Origin of the sequence: Streptomyces sp. NPDC059443 (assembly GCF_042750105.1) — a bacterium.
GTDB lineage: Bacteria > Actinomycetota > Actinomycetes > Streptomycetales > Streptomycetaceae > Streptomyces.
On the sequence record NZ_JBHYVM010000008.1, the window covers coordinates 14,125 to 29,512 of the forward strand.

A 15,388-nucleotide genomic window follows, 5' to 3' on the forward strand; every position below is an offset into this window, starting at 1 on the left:
GGGGGGGCGCGCGGCTCCCGGCGCGCTGTGTCTTTGTGTTGGCGCACCCCCCCCCCCCCCCCCCCCGGGGGCCCCCCCCCCCCCCCGGGGGGGCGCGCCCCCCCCCCGGCGTTCGGGACCGGCCGCTACGCCTCCGGCTGCCCCACGAGCAGGTTCCACCGCCCGGAGCGGCCCGTCAGGGTGGTCACGGACCCCGGCCTGACGTCCAGCCGCCAGAAGGCCGCCGCGGGCAGCTCCAGGGCCCACACGACGGCCGCCCGTACGACGCCCTGCCCGGCCACCGGCCGGTGCGTCCCCGGCGCCAGCCCGGCCAGCTCTGCGCCGACCCGCGCGATCAGCGCGTCCACCGACTCCCCGCCGCCCGGGGGCGCGTACGAGGTGTCGGTCATCCAGCGCCGCAGCCCGTCCGGGTCCCCGGCCGCCACCTCGTCCATCGCCCGCCCCGCCCAGGCCCCGTGATCCTGCCCACGCAGCCCCTCGTACCCCGGGCACGGATCCCCGTACGGGAACCGGTGCAGCCGCTCGTCATCGCCCATCGGAGGTCTCACGAGCTGGACTCGAACGAGTGAGGTCTTCATAAGGTGAGAGTAAGCGCGGTACGGTCACTGTCGACAAGACGACGGTATGACGGAAGTACCGGTGAGAATCCGGCACGGTCGCGCCACTGTGAATCCTCCCGGAGGGGGAGGAAAGTCAGACCCGACACCGTCGTCACGAGCACCAATGACCGGGACGCGTGTTCCCCTGGAGGTTCCTGCCATGGCCCACTCCGCCGTGCCCACGACTGCCGCACCTGTTGGCGTCGCCCCCATCTCCCTTTCCTCCCTGGCCCCCTGGGCCCTGTTCGTCGGCGTCCTCATGCTGGTCCTGCTCTACCTCGTCGGTGCCGAACAGGGCGCCACCGCGGTGTTCCAGGGCGACACCATCCACGAGTGGATGCACGACGGCCGTCACCTCCTCGGCTTCCCCTGCCACTGACCAGCGAGGGGCAAGCTCAACCATGAATTCCATCTCCCCCCGCGTGCTCCTGGTCAGGGGCATGCTCGCCGGCCTGCTGGCCGGGGTCGCGGCGTTCCTCGTCGCGTACCTCCTCGGTGAATCCAAGGTGGACGCGGCGATCGCCATCGAGGAAGCCGGCGCCCACGACCACGGCGACGAGTCCGCCCCGGTCAGCCGTGCCCTCCAGGCAACGGCCGGCCTCGGCACCGGAACCCTGCTCTACGGAGTCGCGCTCGGCGGCATCGCCGCGCTCGTCTTCTGCTACGCGCTGGGCCGCATCGGCCGCTTCGGACCCCGGTCCACGGCGGCGCTGGTCGCGGGCGGTCTGTTCTTCACCGTCAACCTGGTGCCGTTCCTCAAGTACCCCGCCAACCCGCCGGCCGTCGGGGACCCCGACACCGTGGTCCGGCGGACCACCCTGTTCGTCCTGATGATCGCGCTCAGCGTGTTGCTGGCCTCGGCCGCGCTGATCCTGGGCCGGCGGCTCGCGCCGCGCCTGGGGAACTGGAACGCCTCGGTCGTCGCCGGGCTCGCCTTCGCGCTGGCCATCGCCATCGCGTACGCGACCCTGCCCGGCGTCAACGAGGTCCCGGCGACCTTCCCGGCTGCGCTCATCTGGCAGTTCCGGATCGCCTCGCTGGGCATCCAGATCGCGATGTGGACCACTTTCGGCCTGGCTTTCGGATTTCTTGCCGAACGGGCCCTTGTCCCGGCCGTCGCGCCCAAGGAGGCTGTACAGCCTGCGAGTTGACATCTCGCGAAGGCGACTGAAGGGGCCGGTGGCGGCACGATGACGACGGTGATCCGGGAGTTCCGGGATCTGAGCGGGCTCAGGGAGCTCCGGGCGTGGCGCGGCTGGACGGGGGCAGCCCCGTTCTGGCTGAACGCGGTCCTGCTGCTCCTGGCCCCCTTCACCTCGGTCACCCTGTTCGCCCAGATCGGCATCATCGCCGCCCTGGCCGCCGTCGGCGGCCTGGCCCGCCACCTCTGGTCGGGTGACTACGGCCACCCGGCCATCCACACCGCCGCTGCACTCATGGGTGCGGCGGCGGTGGCGTTCGTGGTGTCGTGAACCACCGGGACAGGGCGTCCGCGAGGCCGGCCCGCGCGGTCTCGGTGTCTTCGGAGTGCTCGTAGGCCCAGGCGACGATGCCGTCCGGGCGTACGAGCAGTCCGGCGAGCTCGGGGCGGGCGGGGCAGGAGGTGGTGACCGCGCGTACGTGGTCGAGGTCGTAGTGCCCCTCGGCTTCCGCGCCGAGCCCCGTACGGAGCCCCGTACCGTCGGTGAGTTCGAGCAGCAGGCCCCGGCCGTCGTGGAGCAGGTCCGCCAGGCGTGTCCCGTCGGCGAGTTCGAGGTCCGGGGCGCTGCGGCCGGTCAGCGGGTGGCTGCCGGGGAGGTCGTAGCGCTGGGAGACCCCGGCGAGCTTCTTGGCGAAGTACGTGGTGCCCGCGACGGACTCGGTCAGTTCGGCGACGACGTCGCGCAGGGCACGGGCCTGCGGCTCCGGCCGCATCACCGCGATCTGCGCCCGGGTCCAGTCGAGCACCCGTGCCCCGACCGGATGCCGTTCGGCGGTGTAGGAGTCCAGCAGTGCTTCCGGCGCCCGGCCGCGTACGGCGGCGGCGAGCTTCCAGCCGAGGTTCATCGCGTCCCCGATGCCGAGGTTCAGTCCCTGGCCGCCGAAGGGGGAGTGGACGTGCGCGGCGTCGCCCGCCAGGAGGACCCGGCCGGCGCGGTAGTCGGAGGCCTGGCGCGCGTTGTCGGTGAAGCGGGTGGCGGTGCGGACCCCGGTGATGGTGACCTCCGCGCCGGAGACGTGGCGCAGGCCGTCCTGCAACTCCGCTGCGGTGACCGGTGCTTCGCGGTCGGCGGGCGGCCCGTCGAACTCGACCGTGAGGATGCGGCCGGGCATCGGCCCGTGTACGTAGGTCCCGGTGTCCGTGTGGTTCCAGCCGGGCCGCAGGGCTTCGGAGCCGGTCATCTCGACGAGCGCTTGGCGGCCGGTGATCTGCGGCTCCGTGCCCGGGAAGGCGAAGCCGGCGAGCTTGCGGACCGTGCTGCGGCCGCCGTCGCAGCCGACGAGCCACCGTGCGCGTATGCGCTGGTCCGGGGCCACCCGCACTTCGATGCCGCGCCCGTCCTCGTCCTCGTGGAACCCCGTCAGCTCCGTGCCTTCGCGCAGTTCGACGCCGAGCTTCCGGGCCCGCTCGGTGAGCAGCCGCTCGATCTCCTGCTGCGGTACGAGGCTGACGCCTCCGGCGGGTCCGGCGTTCGCGAAGTCCGGGTCGGCCGTGTCCAGCAGCTCGGCGCGCAGCATGATCCCGCCGAAGTGCCCGATGAACTGGGCGGGGGCGGGAGGGGCTTGCCCGCCCGCCCGCGCTGCGCCCTGGCGTTCGCGTACGAAGGCCTGGGACCGCTCGATGGAGCGCTGCTGTACCTCGGCCAGTGCGGGCAGCATGCCGCGCCGGTAGAAGGCTTCGGCGGTCGCCGTGTTGACCGACCCCGCCTTGATGGTCGGATCCACCTCGGTGCGCCGCTCGACGACGACCACGCTCGCGCCGCCGAGCCGGAGCTCGCAGGCCAGCATGAGTCCGACCGGGCCGCCGCCGGCCACCACCACGTCGAAGTCCGTGTCCATGGGATTCGTGGGATTCATGACGCTCACTATAGTCACTAAAACTTTAGAGTCGCTATAGTGATGTCCGTGATCGAGGAAAACGAACAGAAGCTGACGCCGCCGCCGACCTTGCGCGAGCGCAAGAAGCGCGAGACGCGGCAGCGGATCTCCGACGAGGCGACGATGCTCTTCGTGGCGCGCGGCTTCGACCAGGTGACCGTGGCCGAGATCGCCAAGGCCGCCCAGGTCTCGACGATGACGGTCTTCAACCACTTCCCCCGCAAGGAAGACCTCTTCCTGGACCGGATCCCCGAGGCCGTCGAACTCGTCACCTCCGCGGTGCGCGACCGCGCGGCCGGCGAGTCCCCGCTGGGCGCGCTGCGCGCTCTGCTGCTCCGGCTCCTGGACCAGCGGCACCCCCTGGCGGCGGTGGGCGACGGCTACGCGGACTTCTGGCGCATCGTGTTGGACTCGCCCGCGCTGCGCGGGCGGGCGCGCGAAGGGGTCGAGGAGGTGGAGCGGGCGCTGGGCGACGTGATGGCCCTGTCCGCCCCCGAGGGCGACGGCCCCGCACTCCGCTTCGCGGCGGCCCTGACCGTCGCCGCGTACCGGGCCGTCTACGTGGCCACGGCCCGCCGCCTGCTCGCGGGCGATCGCGCCGCGGACGTGGCCGACGACCACCGCTCGCGCGTGAACGAGGCCTTCGACGCGCTGGAGCGCGCGCTGCCCGTGCCGGGCTCGCCCGCCTAGTGCCGCGTCGGGCGACGCATGCCCGTAAAACCCGTTGGCGGGTCGTGGGGGTCGCTGGTACGTTCCCGGAGGCCGTGCGAGAGAACGAGGAGGTGGTACCCGTGAACGCAGTATCGACATGGGTGCTCCCCTCCGGGGTCACGGCCGGGCGATAGGTCGTCCGGGAGCGCCGTTCACGTGCACTCCCGAAAGGCATGACCATGCGTTTCACTTCCGAGCAGCGCCTCGAAGACGGCGTCCTCGAACGCGAATTCACCCTCGGCGAGATCCCCGGCATCCTGTGGACTCCCGCATCCGCATCCGCATCCGCACCGGCGCCGCTGATCCTGCTCAGCCCCCCTCCCCTCGGGTTGCGCAAGACGTACCCCAGGCTGGTGGCCCGAGCCCAACACTCCGCGGCGGACGGCTTCGCCACGGCCACGATCGAGCTCCCCGGAAGCGGTGACCGGCCCAGCTGGCCGGCCGCGGAGCAGGCTCGCGCCGACCTGCGCCGGGCGATGCGGGCCGGGGAGCCGGTGAGCGATGAGATGGTCGATGCCCTCATCCTCCCGCTGGTCGACAGGGCGGTCCCGGAATGGCAGGCGGCCCTGGATTCCCTCCTTTCGCTGCCCGAAATCGGCGGCCCGGTCGGGTATTCGGGAGGGGTGATCTCCATCGGCGTCCGGCTGGCGGTGGTCGAGCCGAGAATCTCCGCCGCGGTTCTCTTCGCCGGGAGTTTCGTGCCTCGCGCCATGTTCGAGGAGGCCCGCCAGGTCACCATTCCGCTGCACGTCCTGTTGCAGTGGGACGACGAAGGCAATGACCGGCAGGCGGCCCTGGACCTGTTCGACGCCTTCGGCTCCGAGGAGAAGACCCTGCACGCCAACATGGGCGGGCACACCGGCGTCCCGCAGTTCGCGGGGGACGCCGCGGCCCAGTTCTTCACCCGACACCTGAGGTGAGACCGTGCCACCGCCATCGAGGCCGGGCCCCGGCCCGCCCCGATGGCGGTGGCCGGCGGGCCGGAACAGGGCGCTCAGGCCGAGCGGAGTGCGTCCGTGGGGGAGACGGCGGCCGCGCGCAGGGCCGGGTAGATGCCGGCCGCGGCGGCTACCAGGACCGAGACCAAGGGGCCGGCGACGAGGGTGTAGAGGGGGACGGAGGGGGGCCAGCCCTGGGTGAGGGCGTAGCCGTACACCGTTAGGCCGCCCACGATGAGTCCGCCGATTCCCCCGATGAAGCCCATCAGCACGGCCTCGATCAGGAACTGGACGGCGATCTGGCCGCTCCGGGCGCCGAGCGCGCGGCGCAGTCCGACTTCGCCGCGGCGTTCCATCACGCCGACCACCATGGTGTTGGCGATGCCGACTCCGCCCACGAGGAGCGCTACGGCGGCCAGGGCGAGGACCAGCCCGGTGAGGGAGTTCTTGGTCTCGGCGCGGGCCGTGTACAGGTCCGACGGGCGGCTGACGGCGACCGTGCTCGGGTGGGCGGGGTCGGCGGTGGCCCCGGCCACGGACTGTACGGCGGGTACCCGATCGGGGTGGGCCCTGAGGTAGACCGTGGCGGCGGTGCCGTCCGCGCCGAGGGCGGCCGTGGCCTTGGGCCAGCCGACGAGGGCTGCGGTTCCGAGTTCGGGAGCGAGTTCGTTGGGGGCCAGGATGCCCGTGACGGCGAACCACTGACCGCCCAGCCAGACCCGTTCGCCGGGTTCGTGCACGCCGAGCCGCAGGGCGGCCTGGTCGCCGAGCACGGTGACCGGGAGGTTCTCGCCGGCCCGGTCGAGCCAGTGGCCGCTGCGCAGGGTGGCGTGCAGGACTTCGAGCAGGTTGAGCCGGGCGGCCAGGACGGTGATGCTGCCGGTCTGCTGGGCGGGGACGAGGTCGTTGCGGTAGACCTGGGCCTTGGTGGCGCCGGTGGCGGTGACCTGTTGCACGGGTGCGATGCCGGCGAGCATCTTCTCGGCCGTGGGCGGCAGCGGCACCGGCTTCTGGTCGGCCCCGTTGCCGGGGGCGACGGTGATCAGGTTGGAGCCGAGCAGGTCCAGGCGTGCCAGCAGGTGCGCCTGGTTGGAGGCGGATATCCCGGTCACGGCGATGACGGCGGCGATGCCCAGGGAGATGCCGAGCGCGGAGAGCGCGGTGCGCATCCGGCGGGTGCGCGGCCCGATCATGCCGAGGCGCAGCATGTCCATGGGGCGCAGCCGCGTACGGCGCGTACGGCGGGTCCTGCGACGGGTGGTCGGTGTCATCGGACGGCTCCCGCGGGGTTCCGGCCGTGCTCGTCGAAGTCGATGCGGCCGTCGTGGATGCCGATCCGCCGGGGGAACGAGGCGGCCAGCTCCCGGTCGTGGGTGATGACGACGACCGTGGTGCCGTTGGCGTTCAGGGTCCGCAGCAGGTCGACGACGGCGCTGCCGGAGACGCTGTCCAGGGCGCCGGTCGGCTCGTCGGCGAGCAGGAGCGCGGGGCGGGCGACGAGGGCGCGCGCGATGGCTACGCGCTGCTTCTCGCCGCCGGAGAGCTGGTCGGGGTGGTGGTCCAGCCGGTGTCCGAGACCCACCTCGTGCAGGGCTTCGACGGCGCGGGCGCGCCGGTCCGCGGCGCGGGCGCCGCTGTAGAGGAGACCGGTGGCGACGTTCTCCACGGTGGTGACTCCGGACAGCAGGAAGAACTGCTGGAAGACGAAGCCGATCCGCTGGGCGCGCAGGGCGGCCAGTTCGGGGTCGGAGAGGGTGGCGAGGTCCCGCCCCTCGAAGCGGAGCCGGCCGGCCGTGGGCCGGTCGAGGGAGCCGAGCAGGGCGAGGAGGGTGGATTTGCCGGAGCCGGAGGGGCCGACGACCGCGAGGAGTTCCCCGGCCTCGACGGTGAGGTGGACGTCGTGCAGGATGCGCAGCGGCGGTGATCCCGGAGCCGGGTACTCCTTCGTCACGCCTACGAGTTCCAGTACCGGGGCCTTGCCGGTGCGCGTCCCGGTGCTGGCCGACAGGGGAAACGTCACTTCGGGATCACCACCTGGTCGCCCGCCCGGACGTCCCCGGTGATCTGGGCCTTGGCGTCGGCGACCAGCCCCAGCTTCACCCTGACGAGCCGGGTGGTGGCACCGTCGGCGACCCGGACTCCGTAGCCGCCGCCGTCCAGGGCGAGCAGCGCGGTGACGGGGACGATGAGCGCGTCGCTGACGGTGTTGCCGATGACGGTGACGGTCACGGGAGAGGGGCCCGCCTGCTGGGCCTGCTGCTGGGCGTCGAGCGCGATGGTGACGGTGGTCTTGTCCGAGCCGCCCCCGCCGCCCGAGCCCCCCGGGCCGCCCCCGCCTCCCGGGCCGCCGTCCCCGCCGTTGCCGGAGCCGCCCCGGACCAGCGAGCGGATGCGGCCGTTGACGGTGGAGCCGTCGGCCAGCTTCACTGCGACCTGGCCGTTGGGCTTGAACTGGGAGAGCTGGTTGTCGGCGGGCTGCACGGTGGCGACCAGGTCGGTGCTGGTCACGGTCATGACCGAGGCGGCCCCGAGGGCCGACCCGAGCTGCGCGCCGAGCTGCTGGACCCGTACGGTCGGCTGCGGCAGCACGACGACGCTGCCGAGAGCGACCGTCCCGGTCTGCGGCTCGCCCAGGGCCTTCTGCCAGCGCTTGACGGCGGTGGCGGTGGCGGCGGTGAACTTCTTGTCCACCGACAGGCCCAGTCCGTCGGCGTGCCCGAGGCTGATCAGGTTGCGCTTGAGCTGCTCCACGTCGGGGCCGTCGCCGGTATCGGGGCCGAGGTCGCGCCACATCGGCCGGGCGCCGGTGAGCAGTACGACGGGCCGCCCGTCCACCTCGTAGAGCTTCGCGCCCGCCTTGACGACGGCGCCGACGGCGGGCAGGGCGGTGAGGGTCCCGCGTCCCGCGGCGACCACGGGGGTGGGGGTGTCGTAGCCGAGGGCGCCGCCCACCTGGATGCCGCTGGACAGGGAGCCCTGCTGCACCGGGGCCGTGGCCTGGTCGGCGGACTGCCGCACGGCGGGGGAGCCGTGGCGCTCCCAGGGGCGTACGGCGGCGAGCACGCCCGCGCCGCCGAGCGCGGCGACGAGGACGAGCGGTACGAGGACCTTGCGGCGCCTGCCGCGCCTGGGGGCGGGCGGGCCGTCCGCGGGGACGGCAGGATCGACGGCGGTGGTCCCGACAGCGGTGGTCTCGACAGGGGCGGTATCGGCGAGCTCGCTCATGCGCTCACTGGCCTATCGTGTAGCCGGGCATCGGGAGCTTCCCGCAGGCCGGTTGGATCGAGTCCCACCGGTCGGCGTTGAACGAGGCCGTGCTGAAGACGAGGATCCCGTTCTTGGGATCGGGGTCGGGGATGTCCGCGTACCCGTTCTTCCGCGCGCACGCGACGAACGCACGGGCCTGCTCGACGAACTTCTCGTTGTTCTTCTGCATGGCCTGGTGGATGCCCGGCACCTTGTCGTCGCAGACCTTGCTCGCAGCGTCGTAGGCGGCGGTCGAGGCCGACTCTCCCGTGCCGCTGGCAGGGATGGAGATGTTGCCCTCCTTGTCCTGCTCGACGCTGTTCTGCCCCTGCTGGTGCATGCAGTCCACCCAGGCCCGCCGCACCGCGTTGTCGTCCTGCGGCTTGCTCTTTCCCGAACCGTCGCCCCCCGCCACCTCGGGCGCCGGGGCCGGTGAGGAGCAGCCGCTCACCGCCAGGGCCGCGGTGGCGGCGGCCGCCGCCAGTACCGTCCGTACGAACTTGATCCGCATCTCGCGTGTCTCCCTGCTGGACGCGAACGTCCTCATCGACTCCAGGCAGTTCTACGGAGCGCCCGGTGAGCCACCCGTGAGCGTGTGCCTAACCGCCGGCTCACACCTGCCGGGGCATCCTTGGCGGGTCGGACAAGGCAGCGGAGCGAGTGGGACGGCATGCGGGTACTGATCGTCGAGGACGAGGCGGAGCTGGCGGCGATGCTCGCCGACGGCCTGCGCGCCGAGGGCATGGCGTGCGACGTCGCCCACGACGGCGCCCGCGCGCTCGAAATGACGGCCGCCGCCGACTACGACATCCTGCTCCTGGACCGGGACCTGCCGAAGCTGAGCGGGGACGCCGTCTGCCGGGCCCTGAACACGGCCGGGTACCCGGCCAGGATCCTGATGCTCACCGCCGCCGGGACGCTCGCCGACCTGGTCGACGGCCTCGGCCAGGGCGCCGACGACTACATGGCCAAACCCTTCTCGTACCTCGAACTGATCGCCCGGCTGCGCGCGTTGGGCCGCCGCGCCCCCACCGGCAGCGGCGCCACCGTGCTGAGCAGGCGCGGGGTCGGCCTCGACACCGTGCGCCGGATCGCCGAACGCGACGGCCGGCCCCTGAGACTGACCCCCAGGGAACTCGGGGTCCTGGAGATGCTGCTCGCCGCCGACGGGGCTCCGGTCGGCACCGACCAGCTGCGGGACAGCCTGTGGGACGCGGCACTGGACCCGGCCACGACCGCCGTACGGGTCACCGTGCACTCCCTGCGCCGCAAGCTCGGCGAGCCGCCGCTGATCACCCACGACGCCGGATACGGGTACCGGCTGTGACCCGGACCCGGACCCGGTACAGGCTGCCGCTGCGGGGCCGGCTGACGCTGGTGACCACGGCGCTGTTCGCGGTACTGGGCTGCGGGCTGCTCCTGCTGAACTGGCTGAGCTCCCGCGACCTGATGGAAGCCAACCGCGGCCTGGTCGTCCCCCAGGCCGATCTGGTGGACCCGGTCCAGCCGCCGGAGAGCCCGATGCCCACCGGCATCCCCAGCCCCACCGGCATCCCCACCGGCGCCCCCACCCCTGCCCCCCACCCGCAGGAATCCTCCCTGCCCGCCGCGACCACCAGTCCCGCCCAGGCGTTCGAGGACTTCCAGCACACCGTCCTCGGCGATCTCCTGCTGCGGTCCCTGCTCCTGCTCGCCGTCTTCACGGTGCTGGCGGCCGTGCTCGCCTGGTGGGCGAGCCGCCGCTCACTGCACCGCCTCAGCCAGGTCACCGCGGCGGCCCGGCGGATCGCCGCCGGCAGCGCCCTGGCCGAACGGCTCGCCCTGACCGGCCCGAACGACGAGGTCCGCGAGCTGGCCGACACCTTCGACGCCATGGTCGACCGCCTGGACCGCAGCTTCACCGCGCAGCGCCGCTTCACCGCCCACGCCTCGCACGAGCTGCGCACCCCGCTCACCGTCCAGCGCACCGCACTGGAGATCCCGCTCGCCCAGGGCCGGGTCCCGGCCGGTCTGCGGCCTTCCATCGAGCGGGCCCTGGAGGCCAACGCCCGTACGGAGCGCCTGATCGCGGCCCTGCTGACCCTGGCGCGCGGCGAGAGCGAACAGCTGACGCCGTGTCCGGCCGACCTCGCGGACGCCGCCGGGGAAGCCCTGGCGGACGTGGCCGGGGAGGCGCGGGCCGCGGGCATCCGCATCGGCTCCGAGCTCCGGCCGGCCCCGGTCGAGGGCGACCTCTCCCTGCTCCGGCAGATCGCGTTCAACCTCCTGGCCAACGCGGTGCGCCACAACCACCCCGACGGCACGGCGACGGTGGCCACCGGCACCGCGGGAGGCTCCGCCTTCGTCGAAGTCGCCAACACCGGGCCCGTCCTGGACCCGGACGAGGTCCCGGTCCTGTTCGAGCCGTTCCAGCGCGGCCCGGAGCGCCGTGGCGAAGGCTCCGGACTGGGACTGGCCGTGGTCCGAGCGATCACCCTGACCCACCACGGCCGGGTCACCGCCGTCCCGCGCTCCGGCGGGGGCCTCACCGTCCGGGTGGAACTGCCCCTTCGGGGCTGACGGTGAAGATGCGGTCCAGGTGGTGGCGGAGCACGGCGACGGCCGACTCCGGGTCGCGCTGGCCCACCAGGATGCTGGTGCCCATGGTCCCGGCCATGGCGAGCAGGCTGATCGCCTCCGTGCGCGCGTCGACGCCGGGATCGGCCAGGCCCGAGGCCCGGGCCCCTTCGAGCAGGCCGGTCAGGGCGTTCTCCGCGGCGTCGGGGTTGTCGATGAAGGGCTGGGCGGCGAGGCCCTCGTCGGTCACGGAGAGGATCGCGTAGGAGCTGTAGAGGAGGTGGAAGGTGCGGCTCTCCTCGTCGGTCGGCAGGGAGGCCAGCAGCAGCGCTTCGATCGTCGCGCGCGGTCCGGGGTCCGGGCCGACGGCGGAGAGCCGCGCGCCCACCCGGGCCGTGAAGCGGTCGGTCAGGTGCTGGAGCCCGTAGAAGAGCAGTTTCTCCTTGGTCTCGAAGTAGTACTGGACGAGGCGCAGGGAGACCCCCGCCTCGGCCGCCACGTCGCGCATGCCGACCGCGTGCAGTCCGCGCCGGCCGGCGACCCGGATGAGGGCCTCGGCGATCTGCGTGCGCCGTTCTTCGTGGTCCACGCGCTTTGGCATGTGTTGATGTCTCCGCCCGTCGGTGTGGGTCCCTTTATGGTACCGCCGTATCAACGTCATGGTACGGTCGTATTACGAAGAACGGATCCTCCCGGAGGTGCCCTGCCGTGCCCGAGAACACCCCCCGCGTACGCCGTGACGTCGGCCGCTACGTCAACGACGCCCTGCGCGACCGCTACTTCGCCGCCGCCGACGTCCTCTTCGCGATGGGGGCGCCCGTCCGCTCCGAGACGGACGTCGAGACCAGCTTCGGCACCACCCACGTCTACCGGTACGGGCCCACGGACCCCGCCGCCGAGTCCCGTACGCCGATCGTCCTGATCCACGGCGCGGCCTACTCCTCCGCCATGTGGTTCCCCAACACCCCCGAACTCAGCCTCGACCGCCCGGTCTACGCCCTCGACACCCCCGGCGACGCGAACCGCAGCGTCCACCGCGAGCCCATGTGGCAGCCCGAGCGCGCCGCGCAGTGGATGGACGAGGCCCTCGACGCGCTCGGCCTCGACCGGGTCCACCTCGTCGGCTCCTCCTACGGCGGCTGGCTCGTGCTCAACCAGGCCCACCGGCGCCCGGAGCGGCTCGCCTCGGTCACCGCCCTCGACCCCGGCGGCCTGGAGAAGGTGGGACTGCGCTTCTTCGTCTGGATCTTCATCAGCCTGTTCGCCACCTTCGCCCCCAAGTCCTTGCGCCCGCGCCTCGCCGCCTGGCTGGACCAGCCGGTCCTCGCCATCCCCGAGATGCGCGAGTGGATCCAGCTCGGCGCCCGCGCGTACCGGATCCGCCGCCCCGCACCCCTGCCGCTGGCCGAGGACGCGCTGCGGTCCATCCGGACCCCGCTCTACGTCATCATGGGCAAACACAGCCTGCTCGTGCACCCGAAGCGGCAGTTGGAACGCGTACCGCGCCTCGTGCCCGGGGCCCGCGCCGAGATCATCGCAGCGACCGGCCACGGACCGCAGATCGACCACCCGGACGTGGTCAACGCCCGGATGCTGTCCTTCATGGAGGACGTCGACTCGGTCGGCGTCGAGGTGTAACGCCCGTTGCCGGGCGGAAGGTTGCCCTACTCAGCCCCCACCACGCCGTGTTCCCAGGCCCACGCCGCGATCCCCACCCGGTTCCGTGCCCCGAGTTTGGCCTGCACGTTCGCGATGTGGGTCTTCGCGGTCCCCGCGCTGATGAACAGCTCCACCCCGATCTCCGCGTTGGTGTGCCCCCGCGCGACCAGCCGCACGATCTCGACCTCCCGCCCCGTCAGCACCCGCGCGGCGGTCGCGGGAGCCTTCGCCCCGGGGTCGGACAGCCGGCTCAACAGCCGCACCGTGATCTGCGGGCTGATCAGGGTGTCCCCGGCCATCGCCGCCCGGACCCCTTCGATCAGCAGCGCGGGACCGGACCGCTTGAGCAGGAAACCGCAGGCACCGGCCCGCAGCGCGGTGTGCACGTACTCGTCCAGGTCGAAGGTGGTCACCACCACGACCCGGGTCTCGGGGGACAGCAGCCGGGTCACCTCCAGCCCGTCCAGGCGGGGCATGCGGATGTCGGTGAGCACGACGTCCGGGCGCAGCTCGCGGGCCAGCGACACCGCGCTCTCACCGTCCGCGGCCTCGCCCACCACCGTCATGTCCGGCTGTGAGTCGAGGATCATCCGGAATCCGCTGCGGACGTCCTCTTGGTCGTCGGCTATGAGGATGGTTGTGGTCACGGCACCATGATCACCCCTGGGCGGTTCCTTCCGCCGGGAAGACCGCCGAAACCCGCCAGCCGTCACCGTCGCCGCCACCGGCCGCGGCCGGGCCCGCCGCGAGCGTGCCCCGTGCCGCCTCCACCCGCTCCCGCAGCCCCGCCAGCCCCGTACCGCCCGTGTTCCGGCGCCGGGTCGGACGGATCCGCGAGCCGCGCGGGGGCGCGGTGTTGGCCACGGCCAGCTCGATCCCGGCGGGAACCCGGCGCAGGGTCACCAGTACGGTGCGCGCACCGGGCGCGTGGCGGCGTACGTTCGTCAGCGCCTCCACCGCCACCCGGTACGCGGCGGTGTCCGCCTCCCGGGACAGGCCGGCCGGCGCTCCTTCCTCGGTCTCCAGCGCCGCCCCGCCCTCGAACCGGCCCACGAGGTCCGCCAGTTCGGCGAGTCCGGGGGAGGGAGTCGCGAGGCCGCCGCCGGCTTCCCGCAGGGCGTGCACCGTCCGGTCCATGGAGGCCAGCGCGCTCAGCCCCGCCGCCTCGATGCGCTCCAGGGCGCGTACGGCCTGACCCGGATCGGTGCCGGCGACGAACCGGGCCGCCTGCGCCTGCACCACGATGGCGCTCACGTCGTGCGCGACGAAGTCGTGGAGATCCCGGGCCAGTTCGAGCTGCTGGTCGCGCCGCGCGTCCCGGACGGCCCGCCGGGTCCGGGACGCCTGGCGGCGGAAGTGGGCTCCGACACCGACCGCGCCCAGGCCGGGCAGGGCCCAGAAGGCCGCCGCCCCGCAGGCCTCCAGCCACGACCCTCCCTCGTCCCACACCAGCGGGGCCGGCCACAGCCCCACCGCCGCGATCCCCAGGGAACCCGCGAATCCCCCGGCCCGGACCGGCGACCACCGCGCCACCAGCCCCAGCAGCGGCAGCAGCAGCGCCAGGCCGGTCAGGGACCACGCGGCGGGCACCCGGGCGAGCGAGCCGGCGACGGACAGCACGGCGGCGCCCGCCAGCACCGGGGCGTAGAGGGATCGCATCTGCACGGTACGCACGACATGCACGGTCATGGGGCGACCCTACGAGCGGTCGCGCGGCCGTGGCATCCCCCGTTCGGCAGAGCCCGCCCGCGGCCCCGGCCGCACGGTCTGCCGATCGGCGAATGGTCTCGGGCAGGTGCCCGGGCGGAGTCTTGAGGCATCACCGACCGCCTCACCAGCCGCCTCCCGGACAGGACTTGACGATGCCCATCACCGCACCGGCGACCACCGCACCCGCGACCACCGCGACCACCACCCCCGTGCCCCTGCTCACCACCGTCCCCGGTGTCTCGCGCACCGCCCGGTGGGCCGCCAAGGGGGCCGCGCTCACGCTCGTACCGACCGGGGTCTGGCGCACGGCCGTCGCCCTCGGAATGCCGTCCGGCTTCAAGGAGGGCGATCTGCTGCACGCCGGCAACTTCCCCAGCCGGTACTCCTTCTACCTGATCGGGCTCAGCGTCTTCGCCGAACTGATCGGCCTGCTCGCCCTCGGCCTCGTCCAGCGCTGGGGAGAGGTGCTGCCCCCCTGGGTGCCGTGGCTCGGCGGCCGCCGCATCCCGCCCCTCGCCGCCGTCGTTCCCGCAGCCACGGGCGCCGCGCTGGTCACGGTGATCGCGGTCGCCGGGGCGTTGCGCTGGAACTCCCCCCACAACATGGGCGACGCACTCGCGCCGACGGGCCCTGCCCTGTGGGTCATGAACGCCTGCTACCTGCCCCTGCTGCTCTGGGGGCCGCTCCTGGCCGTGGCCACGGCGGCGTACTGGCGCCGCCGCCGGCTCCACGGCTGACGCGGCACTAGGCCGTCTCTTTCGGATCTTGCCGGGGCCCGCGCCGCCCGGCACCGCACCTCGCCGCACTGCCGGGGCTCCCGCATAAAGCAAAAACCCGCGCTCCCCCCCTCTCTGAAAAAAATATCACAACCCCCCAGAACAAGAAGCCCAG

The 15,388-nt window shown here is 73.1% G+C and carries 18 protein-coding genes; 9 read left to right on the plus strand and 9 right to left on the minus strand.

Annotation, left to right across the window (positions count from 1 at the left end; all coding sequences use genetic code 11):
- Positions 1-125 precede the first annotated feature (125 nt).
- Positions 126-578 (minus strand): histidine phosphatase family protein, encoded by a 453-nt coding sequence (locus ACFXDJ_RS10020; RefSeq protein WP_384848736.1) that lies wholly within the window; start codon positions 576-578, stop codon positions 126-128.
- A 181-nt stretch (positions 579-759) separates the two neighbouring features.
- Here ACFXDJ_RS10020 and ACFXDJ_RS10025 point away from each other — a divergent pair, with 181 nt between their 5' ends.
- Genes ACFXDJ_RS10025 through ACFXDJ_RS10035 form a run of 3 tightly spaced genes read left to right on the plus strand, consistent with a single transcriptional unit; the run spans position 760 to position 2,071 of the window.
- The gene (locus ACFXDJ_RS10025; RefSeq protein ID WP_384658231.1) at positions 760-978 is read left to right on the plus strand and encodes a CbtB-domain containing protein; all 219 of its coding nucleotides are present in this window, start codon (positions 760-762) and stop codon (positions 976-978) included.
- Positions 979-1,000: 22 nt separating this feature from the next.
- Positions 1,001-1,750, plus strand: a complete 750-nt coding sequence (locus tag ACFXDJ_RS10030; protein ID WP_384658228.1) for a CbtA family protein — start codon at positions 1,001-1,003, stop codon at positions 1,748-1,750.
- 39 nt (positions 1,751-1,789) lie between these two features.
- Positions 1,790-2,071, plus strand: coding sequence for a hypothetical protein (locus ACFXDJ_RS10035; RefSeq protein WP_384658226.1), 282 nt, complete (start codon positions 1,790-1,792; stop codon positions 2,069-2,071).
- Here ACFXDJ_RS10035 and ACFXDJ_RS10040 read toward each other — a convergent pair.
- Positions 2,034-3,656 carry an FAD-dependent oxidoreductase gene (locus ACFXDJ_RS10040; protein ID WP_384848739.1) on the minus strand — a complete coding sequence of 541 codons (1,623 nt, stop codon included), beginning with the start codon at positions 3,654-3,656 and terminating at the stop codon, positions 2,034-2,036. The two genes, ACFXDJ_RS10035 and ACFXDJ_RS10040, sit on opposite strands and share 38 nt — an antisense overlap.
- A gap of 48 nt (positions 3,657-3,704) precedes the next feature.
- On the opposite strand from ACFXDJ_RS10040, the gene ACFXDJ_RS10045 reads away from it, so the two are divergent.
- Positions 3,705-4,367, plus strand: coding sequence for a TetR/AcrR family transcriptional regulator (locus tag ACFXDJ_RS10045; protein ID WP_384848742.1), 663 nt, complete (start codon positions 3,705-3,707; stop codon positions 4,365-4,367).
- Between the two features lie 200 nt (positions 4,368-4,567).
- Positions 4,568-5,308 (plus strand): alpha/beta hydrolase, encoded by a 741-nt coding sequence (locus tag ACFXDJ_RS10050; RefSeq protein WP_384848745.1) that lies wholly within the window; start codon positions 4,568-4,570, stop codon positions 5,306-5,308.
- Between the two features lie 74 nt (positions 5,309-5,382).
- Here the strand turns inward: ACFXDJ_RS10050 and ACFXDJ_RS10055 are convergent, their stop codons facing one another.
- From ACFXDJ_RS10055 to ACFXDJ_RS10070, 4 genes are read right to left on the minus strand one after another with little or no spacing between them, the layout of a single operon-like run.
- On the minus strand, positions 5,383-6,597 hold the full coding sequence (locus ACFXDJ_RS10055; protein ID WP_384658215.1) for an ABC transporter permease: 1,215 nt from the start codon (positions 6,595-6,597) through the stop codon (positions 5,383-5,385).
- Positions 6,594-7,346 (minus strand): ABC transporter ATP-binding protein, encoded by a 753-nt coding sequence (locus ACFXDJ_RS10060; RefSeq protein WP_384658212.1) that lies wholly within the window; start codon positions 7,344-7,346, stop codon positions 6,594-6,596. The genes ACFXDJ_RS10055 and ACFXDJ_RS10060 overlap by 4 nt, the downstream gene beginning before the upstream one ends.
- Positions 7,343-8,551, minus strand: a complete 1,209-nt coding sequence (locus ACFXDJ_RS10065; protein ID WP_384658210.1) for a peptidoglycan-binding protein — start codon at positions 8,549-8,551, stop codon at positions 7,343-7,345. Before ACFXDJ_RS10065 ends, ACFXDJ_RS10060 begins: the two co-directional genes overlap by 4 nt.
- Positions 8,552-8,555: 4 nt before the next feature.
- Positions 8,556-9,083, minus strand: a complete 528-nt coding sequence (locus ACFXDJ_RS10070; protein WP_384658207.1) for a hypothetical protein — start codon at positions 9,081-9,083, stop codon at positions 8,556-8,558.
- Between the two features lie 159 nt (positions 9,084-9,242).
- Here ACFXDJ_RS10070 and ACFXDJ_RS10075 point away from each other — a divergent pair, with 159 nt between their 5' ends.
- Together ACFXDJ_RS10075 and ACFXDJ_RS10080 are read left to right on the plus strand one after the other, a co-directional pair.
- Entirely contained in the window at positions 9,243-9,899 is a 657-nt protein-coding gene (locus ACFXDJ_RS10075; RefSeq protein ID WP_384658204.1) for a response regulator transcription factor, read from the plus strand.
- Positions 9,896-11,131, plus strand: a complete 1,236-nt coding sequence (locus tag ACFXDJ_RS10080; protein ID WP_384658202.1) for an ATP-binding protein — start codon at positions 9,896-9,898, stop codon at positions 11,129-11,131. Before ACFXDJ_RS10075 ends, ACFXDJ_RS10080 begins: the two co-directional genes overlap by 4 nt.
- On the opposite strand, the gene ACFXDJ_RS10085 is transcribed toward ACFXDJ_RS10080, so the two are convergent.
- Positions 11,097-11,729, minus strand: a complete 633-nt coding sequence (locus tag ACFXDJ_RS10085; RefSeq protein WP_384658200.1) for a TetR/AcrR family transcriptional regulator — start codon at positions 11,727-11,729, stop codon at positions 11,097-11,099. The genes ACFXDJ_RS10080 and ACFXDJ_RS10085 overlap by 35 nt on opposite strands.
- A 107-nt stretch (positions 11,730-11,836) precedes the next feature.
- Between ACFXDJ_RS10085 and ACFXDJ_RS10090 the strand changes: the two genes are divergently transcribed.
- Positions 11,837-12,766, plus strand: a complete 930-nt coding sequence (locus ACFXDJ_RS10090; protein ID WP_384658197.1) for an alpha/beta fold hydrolase — start codon at positions 11,837-11,839, stop codon at positions 12,764-12,766.
- 26 nt (positions 12,767-12,792) lie between these two features.
- On the opposite strand, the gene ACFXDJ_RS10095 is transcribed toward ACFXDJ_RS10090, so the two are convergent.
- Both ACFXDJ_RS10095 and ACFXDJ_RS10100 read right to left on the minus strand, forming a co-directional pair.
- Positions 12,793-13,434: a response regulator gene (locus ACFXDJ_RS10095; protein WP_384658195.1), complete on the minus strand. Its 642-nt coding sequence runs from the start codon at positions 13,432-13,434 to the stop codon at positions 12,793-12,795.
- A gap of 10 nt (positions 13,435-13,444) precedes the next feature.
- Complete coding sequence (locus ACFXDJ_RS10100) at positions 13,445-14,476, minus strand: sensor histidine kinase (RefSeq protein WP_384848748.1); 1,032 nt, start codon at positions 14,474-14,476, stop codon at positions 13,445-13,447.
- A 173-nt stretch (positions 14,477-14,649) separates the two neighbouring features.
- Here ACFXDJ_RS10100 and ACFXDJ_RS10105 point away from each other — a divergent pair, with 173 nt between their 5' ends.
- Positions 14,650-15,234, plus strand: a complete 585-nt coding sequence (locus ACFXDJ_RS10105; RefSeq protein ID WP_384848751.1) for a hypothetical protein — start codon at positions 14,650-14,652, stop codon at positions 15,232-15,234.
- Positions 15,235-15,388 lie beyond the last annotated feature (154 nt).